Raw genomic sequence first — 6100 nt, 5'->3', positions numbered from 1 at the left:
GAAGCTGCAATGCATCGTCATGACTGGTCAGCCGGCGAGGAGTTGTTCGAGGGCCAGCGGGTCGGACAGGTAGACCGCGCCGGCGCCGGCGGAGGCGTCGTCGGGCCAGATGACCTGCTCGCCGGCGGTGATGCCGGCGATGATGCGGGCGGCGACCTGTTCGGGTGCGGCTTTGGTGGCCTCGATGCCGGCGAGCATGTCGGTGTCGATTCCGCCGGGGTAGGCGCCGATCACTTCGATGCCGGTGTCGCGCAGTTCGGCGCGCAGTGACTGGGTCATCGAGTGCGCGGCTGCCTTGGACGCGCTGTAGCCGGCCATGCCGGTGGCGGGGGCGAGCGCGATGAGGGTGAGCACGGTGGCGATCGCACCGCCGCCGTTGCGCTTGAGCACCGGGACGAAGGCGCGGGTCGCGCGCAGGGTGCCGAGGTAGTTGGTGGCCAGGTCGCGTTCGAACGCGGTGAGGTCGCCGTCGAGGACGCCGCCGAAGGCCAGGACGCCGGCGTTGTTGATCAGCAGGGTGACGTCCGGGGCGGCTTTCGCGGCGGCCTCGACGCTGGCCTGATCGGTGATGTCGAGGGCAAGGGGGTGCACGCGGGGGTCGGCGCGGACGTCGGCGGCGATCGTGCCGGACGTGCGGGCGGTGGCGTAGACCTTCGCCGCGCCCGCGCGCAGCAGTTCGGCGACGAGTCGGGCACCCAGGCCGCGGTTGGCGCCGGTGACCAGGACGGTGGAACCGTTGATGTTCATGACAACACCGTATGAGCCAGCAAGGCAACAGTTCGATGTGTGATCAGCTCAGTTCCTTGTCCATTCGTCTCACACCAGCGCAGACGAGCGTAGGCTGGGGGTGTGGATCCGCTCGCGGACGTGCTCGCCCTGGCGCAGGTCCGGGGCACGGTCGCGGCGACCGTGCACGCCGGCGAGGCGTGGGGTCTGGACATCGTCGATGTGCCGGGCGCGGCGTTCCACGCGATCACCACCGGCACCGCGTGGCTGCGGCTGACCGGACGGGCCCCGATCCACCTCATGCCCGGCGACGTCGTGCTGCTGCCGACCGGCGCCGGGCACGCCATCGCCAGCGATCCCGACCAGCAACTGGAGCCGTTCGACCACGCCGCGGCCGCCCGGGCCATGGCCACCGGCGGCCGCCTGCTGGTCGGCGCGGGACCGGTCCACACCCGGATCCTGTGCGCCTCCTACCGGCACGACCCGACCGTCATGGCCCCGCTGCTCGGCCTGCTCCCCAGCCTCGTGCATCTGCGGCCCGGCACCGATGGCGAACCGGTGGACAGCCTGGTGCGGCTGCTCGGCCGGGAGATCACCACCCCGCGGCCTGGCGCCACGGTGGTGCTCGACCGGCTCCTCGACGTGGTGCTGGTGCACATCGTGCGGGCCTGGCTGGACACCGCCGACGCCGACCACATGCCCGCCTCCTGGCTGCGCGCGCTGCGCGACCCGGTCACCGCCGCCGCCCTGGCCGCCCTGCACGCCGACCCCGCCCGCGCCTGGACCCTCGACACGCTCGCCCGAGCGGCCGCCACCTCCCGCGCCACCCTCGCCCGCCGCTTCCCCGACCTGGTCGGCCACACCCCCCACGGTTACCTGACCCGGTGGCGTATGGACCTGGCCGCCCACCGGCTGCGCACCAGCACCGAGGCGATCGGCCCGATCGCCCGCTCCGTCGGCTACAGCTCCGAATACGCCTTCAACCGAGCCTTCGCCCGCACCACCGGTCTGACCCCCGGCCGCTACCGCACCCAGCACCACACCACCACACGCACCACGAACTGACCGCGCCACGGAAGTGTTCGCAGACGGTAATTTCCGCGCGCTGGCCGGATCGGCCGTTCTACCTTGCGGCCATGCCTACCGAAAGACGGCCGCTGTTCTGCGATGCCGCGCTGGCCGAACGGATCGAGCGGCTGGAGGCGCGGTTGATGGCCGACTGTGCCGCGGCGGCCGCCCGCCGCGATGCTGGTCGGGGTTTCGTGATTCCGGTGGCGGGCGGGTTCGCCTGCTTCGCTGGGGAGGGTTCGCCGTTCGACAAGGTCGCCGGCTGGGGTTTCGGCGGCCCGCCCAGCAACACTGATCTCGAGGCGATCGAGCAGGCGTTCGCCGCCCGATCAGCGCCGGTTCAGGTGGAGTTGGCGCACCTCGGGGATCCGGCGATCGCGGCCCTGTTGACCGCCCGCGGCTACCAGTTGACGTCGTTCGAGAACGTCTCCGGTCTGGCCCTGGCCGACTGGGGAGCGCCCAGCAGGCCATCGGATATCGCGGTGCGCCGCAGTCCCGCCGGGGAGTTCGACGCGTGGGTGGACCTGGTCGCCGAGGGGTGGCCTGTCCCGACGAGCAGGGGCTGCCCGACCACGAAACGTTTTCCCGCGCGGACATCGCCGATGCCATGCGGGCTTTCGACGCGGCGGGCGAGGTGCGCTACACCGCCCTGCGGGGCGGGGCGCTCGCCGGTGGCGCCAGCATGCGACTGGCTGAGGGCGTGGCCCAGCTCGGCGGGGCGGCGACCGCACCCGCGCACCGCCGCCGCGGCGTGCACACCGCGTTGCTGGCAGCGCGGCTCACCGAGGCGGCCGCGGCCGGGTGCGATCTTGCGGTGGTCACCACCCAGCCCGGATCGAAGTCCCAGCACAACGTGCAACGGCACGGCTTCGTCCTGCTCTACACCCGCGCCATCCTCACCAAACAACCCCGCCACATGAGGTGAACGACATGCGGATCCGTTCAGCACAACCAGGCGACGCGGTCGCGGTGCTGGCCTTGGCCGAGGCGTTCTACACCGAAGGCGCCTTCGCCACCAAGCCCGACGAACTGGCCACCAACCTGCCGATCCTGCTCGACAGCGACACGGTGCGGGTCGCCGTCGCTCTCGAGGGCGCTGCGCCGGTGGGGTTCGCGATCACCACGGTCAGTTTCGGACTCGAACATGGTCGGATCGCGATCCTGGAAGACCTTTACGTCACCCCCGGCCAGCGCCGGCACGGCATCGGCACGGCCCTGATCGACGACAGCGCCCACTGGGCGGCCACCCTGGGCTGCCGCCACCTCGAGCTGGTGGTGGCTCCCAACGGCCAGGAGGTCGGCCACCTGTTCACCTACTACACCCGGCTCGGCTTCCTCGACGACGGCCGCCGACTGCTCAGCCGCCCCCTCGAGAGTGCCCGTCGATGAACGAGATCCAGGTGCAGCTCTACACCGGTTCCCGGGCGCAGCTGCGGCCGTTGTTCGAACTGGCCGAGGATTCCGAAAGCCAGCTCGACTCCTACCTCGACGCCGGCCGGATCCTGGTGGCGCGGCAGGGATCGGAGGTGATCGGGCACCTGCAACTGGTCGACACCGGCCAGCCAGGTCAGGTCGAGATCAAGAACATGGCCGTGCGCGAAGACCGGCAGGGCCGCGGCGTCGGTGCCCGGCTGGTGCGGGCCGCCGTCGAACTGGCCGCCGCCGAGCACAACACCACGCTGCTGGTCGCCACCGCCGCCGCTGACATCGGCAACCTCCGGTTCTACCAACGGCAGGGATTCCGGATGCGCACGGTCGAACGCGACGCGTTCACCCCGGCCACCGGCTACCCACCCGGCAGCCACATCGACGGCATCGAACTCCGCGACCGGGTCTGGCTGGACCACCTGCTCACTGCGCCCAGTGCCGATTAGGGTGTTCGCGTGTTGCGTCCTGGAAGCTGGATCAGGCCAGCGGGTGGAAGTCCCATCCGGGTAGGTACCGGAGCGCCCGGTAGTAGGCCCCGGTTCGTCATTGAGAGGTGGCGGGCTGAGCGGGGTGTCGAAAGCCACGGTGGTGGGAGCAAGCGCGCGGGCCGTAGCGTGAAGCGAACCTTGCAGCCTCGTCACACTCACGATGGAGGAGCCGAGCCGGTCACTTCACGGCGAAGGCCATGTCTGTCAGGCCCTGTTCCGGGGTCAGCCTGGCGGGTCCTTCCGGGGTACGGAGGGCGGCACGTGTGCACGGTCTGGTTCGGAACAGGAGAGGCCCGTCTGACCATGCCTGTCGTCAGGGTGGAGGCCGGACGTATAAGCCGATGGTGAAGTCGTTCGGAGGGCAGCGGGAGTCCGATGGGGTCGTAGTACCGGGGATCGGCGTGCAACAGAACGCGTCGGGAGGGAAGGACCCCAACTTTGATCACGTGTGCGAAACGGGTAAGCGTCAGGGCATGACCGGATTTGTCCGGTCCAACTACCCCGGCCGGTCACAGCCGGTCGTAGCCGAGGAGCGGCTGGTGCCGGCCTTGGTGAAGGTGCGAGAACTGCAACGCACGCTATGGGCTGCGGCCAAGCAGTCTGCGGGTCGGCGTTTCCACGCCCTGTATGACCGGGTCTACAGGGGTGACGTCCTGTGGGAGGCGTGGGAGCGGGTGAAAGCGAACAAGGGCGCGGCCGGGGTGGATCGGATCACCTTGGACGCGGTGGAGGTCTATGGCGTGGACCGCATGTTGCGTGAGTTGCGCGATGACCTTCGGGCAGGCAGGTATCGTCCCGCGCCGGTGCGGCGGGTGGACATTGTGAAACCACAGGGCGGTAAGCGGCCGCTGGGGATACCCACCGTCCGTGATCGGGTGGCCCAGCAGGCGACCAGACTGGTGTTGGAACCGATTTTCGAGGCGGACTTTGCGTCGTGCTCGTATGGGTTTCGGCCTAAGCGGTCGGCCACGCAGGCGATGGAACGGCTTCGGGTCGGCTTCATCGAGGGCGTCACCCATGTCGCGGAGTTCGACATTCGTAACTTTTTCGGCGAGATCAACCATGACCGGTTGGTTGAGCTGGTGGGTCGGCGGGTGTCGGATCGGCGGGTGCTCAAGCTGCTGCGACTGTGGCTGCAGGCGGGAGTGATGGCCGCGGATGGGGTGCGGGAGCGCACGGTCGCCGGCACCCCGCAAGGGGGTGTGATTTCCCCGCTGTTGGCCAACATCTACCTGCACGTACTGGACACCGAACTCGCCGATCGCAAGGTGGGTGAGTTGGTGCGCTACGCCGATGACGGTGTGGTGCTCTGCGGTGATGAGCGGCAGGCCAGAGCGGCCCTGGACGCGGTCGAGGACAACCTCACCGAACTGGGGCTGCGGCTACACCCGGATAAGACGAAAGTGGTCGACCTGCGGCAGGGCCGGCAGGGTCTGGACTTCCTTGGCTGTCATTTCCGAGCCCGCATGTCGGGTCGGCAATGGGAGCAGCGGCGCGTGATCCGCTACTACCTGCACCGCTGGCCCAGCCAAGCGGCGATGAAGCGGGTCCGCGCCAAGGTCGCAGACCGGACCGGCCGCAAGCGGGTCGGGATCAGTGACATCCGCAGCATCATCACGGAGCTCAACCCGATCCTGCGCGGCTGGGGCAACTACTTCCGCACCGGCAACGCCGGCCACAAGTTCCGCCAGATCGACGACTACGTCGTGTGGCGGCTGCGCCGCTTGCTGATCAAGAAGCGGGGCCGCAACCTGCGCGCCGGTCAGGCGGCACAGTGGACAGAACAGTGGTTCAACCAACACGGCCTGCACCGGCTTCGCGGCACCATCCGCTACCCAAAGGCAGCGTAACCATGCCAAGAAGATCATCGGTAAGCCGTATGCGGGAAAACCGCACGTACGGATTGAAAGGGGGACGGGGAAACAGGCCCTTCGCGGCACTGCGCCCCTGACTACCAATGGCAGCTGTGTCCGCAACGGAGCCGACTGCGGTCGCCGCGCGGTTCAATGACAGCATCAACCGCCGGGACGTGGCTGGTCTGGCGGCGTTGATGTCCGACGATCACAGGTTCATCGACGCCGAGGCGAACACCGTGTCGGGTAAGCAGGCCTGCCTGGCCGCCTGGCGGGGTTTCTTCGACGCGTTTCCGGACTACCGCAACGTCTTCACCACACTTTCCGCGACCGACGATGTGGTCGTCATCGTGGGGTACTCGGAGTGCGCGGAACCAGGCCTGGCGGGGCCGGCGCTGTGGACCGCGACGATCGACGGCGAGGTGGTCACCGAATGGCGTGTCTATGCGGACACCCCGGAGACCCGGGCGGTACTGGGCATCGGTTGACCGTCCCATATGGACGGTCTGACTAGACCTGGGGGTGGGTCTGGGTGCG

7 protein-coding genes are annotated in these 6100 nt (G+C 69.1%); 6 read left to right on the top strand and 1 reads right to left on the bottom strand.

From position 1 onward, the window contains the following. Positions 1 to 27: 27 nt before the first annotated feature. A complete protein-coding gene (locus VFO68_RS27340) occupies positions 28 to 747 on the bottom strand; it encodes an SDR family NAD(P)-dependent oxidoreductase (RefSeq protein ID WP_325161270.1) in 720 nt (239 codons plus the stop codon). Between the two features lie 102 nt (positions 748 to 849). Here VFO68_RS27340 and VFO68_RS27335 point away from each other — a divergent pair, with 102 nt between their 5' ends. The 6 genes from VFO68_RS27335 (at position 850) to VFO68_RS27310 (ending at position 6051) form a co-directional block, all read left to right on the top strand. Next, positions 850 to 1791, top strand: coding sequence for an AraC family transcriptional regulator (locus VFO68_RS27335; RefSeq protein ID WP_325161269.1), 942 nt, complete (start codon positions 850 to 852; stop codon positions 1789 to 1791). Positions 1792 to 2308: 517 nt separating this feature from the next. Continuing rightward, positions 2309 to 2719 carry a GNAT family N-acetyltransferase gene (locus tag VFO68_RS27330; RefSeq protein WP_325161268.1) on the top strand — a complete coding sequence of 137 codons (411 nt, stop codon included), beginning with the start codon at positions 2309 to 2311 and terminating at the stop codon, positions 2717 to 2719. A 5-nt stretch (positions 2720 to 2724) separates the two neighbouring features. Then, positions 2725 to 3183: a GNAT family N-acetyltransferase gene (locus VFO68_RS27325; protein WP_325161267.1), complete on the top strand. Its 459-nt coding sequence runs from the start codon at positions 2725 to 2727 to the stop codon at positions 3181 to 3183. Further along, entirely contained in the window at positions 3180 to 3668 is a 489-nt protein-coding gene (locus VFO68_RS27320; RefSeq protein ID WP_325161266.1) for a GNAT family N-acetyltransferase, read from the top strand. The genes VFO68_RS27325 and VFO68_RS27320 overlap by 4 nt, the downstream gene beginning before the upstream one ends. A 515-nt stretch (positions 3669 to 4183) precedes the next feature. Continuing rightward, on the top strand, positions 4184 to 5560 hold the full coding sequence (gene ltrA / locus VFO68_RS27315; protein WP_325161265.1) for a group II intron reverse transcriptase/maturase: 1377 nt from the start codon (positions 4184 to 4186) through the stop codon (positions 5558 to 5560). Between the two features lie 116 nt (positions 5561 to 5676). Beyond that, a complete protein-coding gene (locus VFO68_RS27310; RefSeq protein ID WP_325161264.1) occupies positions 5677 to 6051 on the top strand; it encodes a nuclear transport factor 2 family protein in 375 nt (124 codons plus the stop codon). Positions 6052 to 6100 lie beyond the last annotated feature (49 nt).

It is taken from the genome of Actinophytocola sp. (assembly GCF_035712165.1).
Lineage (GTDB): Bacteria > Actinomycetota > Actinomycetes > Mycobacteriales > Pseudonocardiaceae > DASYTH01.
The sequence above is the reverse complement of the archived record's forward strand: the minus strand, read 5'-3'. Positions and strand labels throughout refer to the sequence as shown.

Excerpts from the sequence above, each read along its gene's own strand:
- VFO68_RS27325 (WP_325161267.1), top strand. The coding sequence starts at position 2,725 with ATGCGGATCCGTTCAGCACAACCAGGCGACGCGGTCGCGGTGCTGGCC.
- VFO68_RS27320 (WP_325161266.1), top strand. The coding sequence starts at position 3,180 with ATGAACGAGATCCAGGTGCAGCTCTACACCGGTTCCCGGGCGCAGCTG.
- VFO68_RS27340 (WP_325161270.1), bottom strand. The coding sequence starts at position 747 with ATGAACATCAACGGTTCCACCGTCCTGGTCACCGGCGCCAACCGCGGC.
- ltrA (WP_325161265.1), top strand. The coding sequence starts at position 4,184 with ATGACCGGATTTGTCCGGTCCAACTACCCCGGCCGGTCACAGCCGGTC.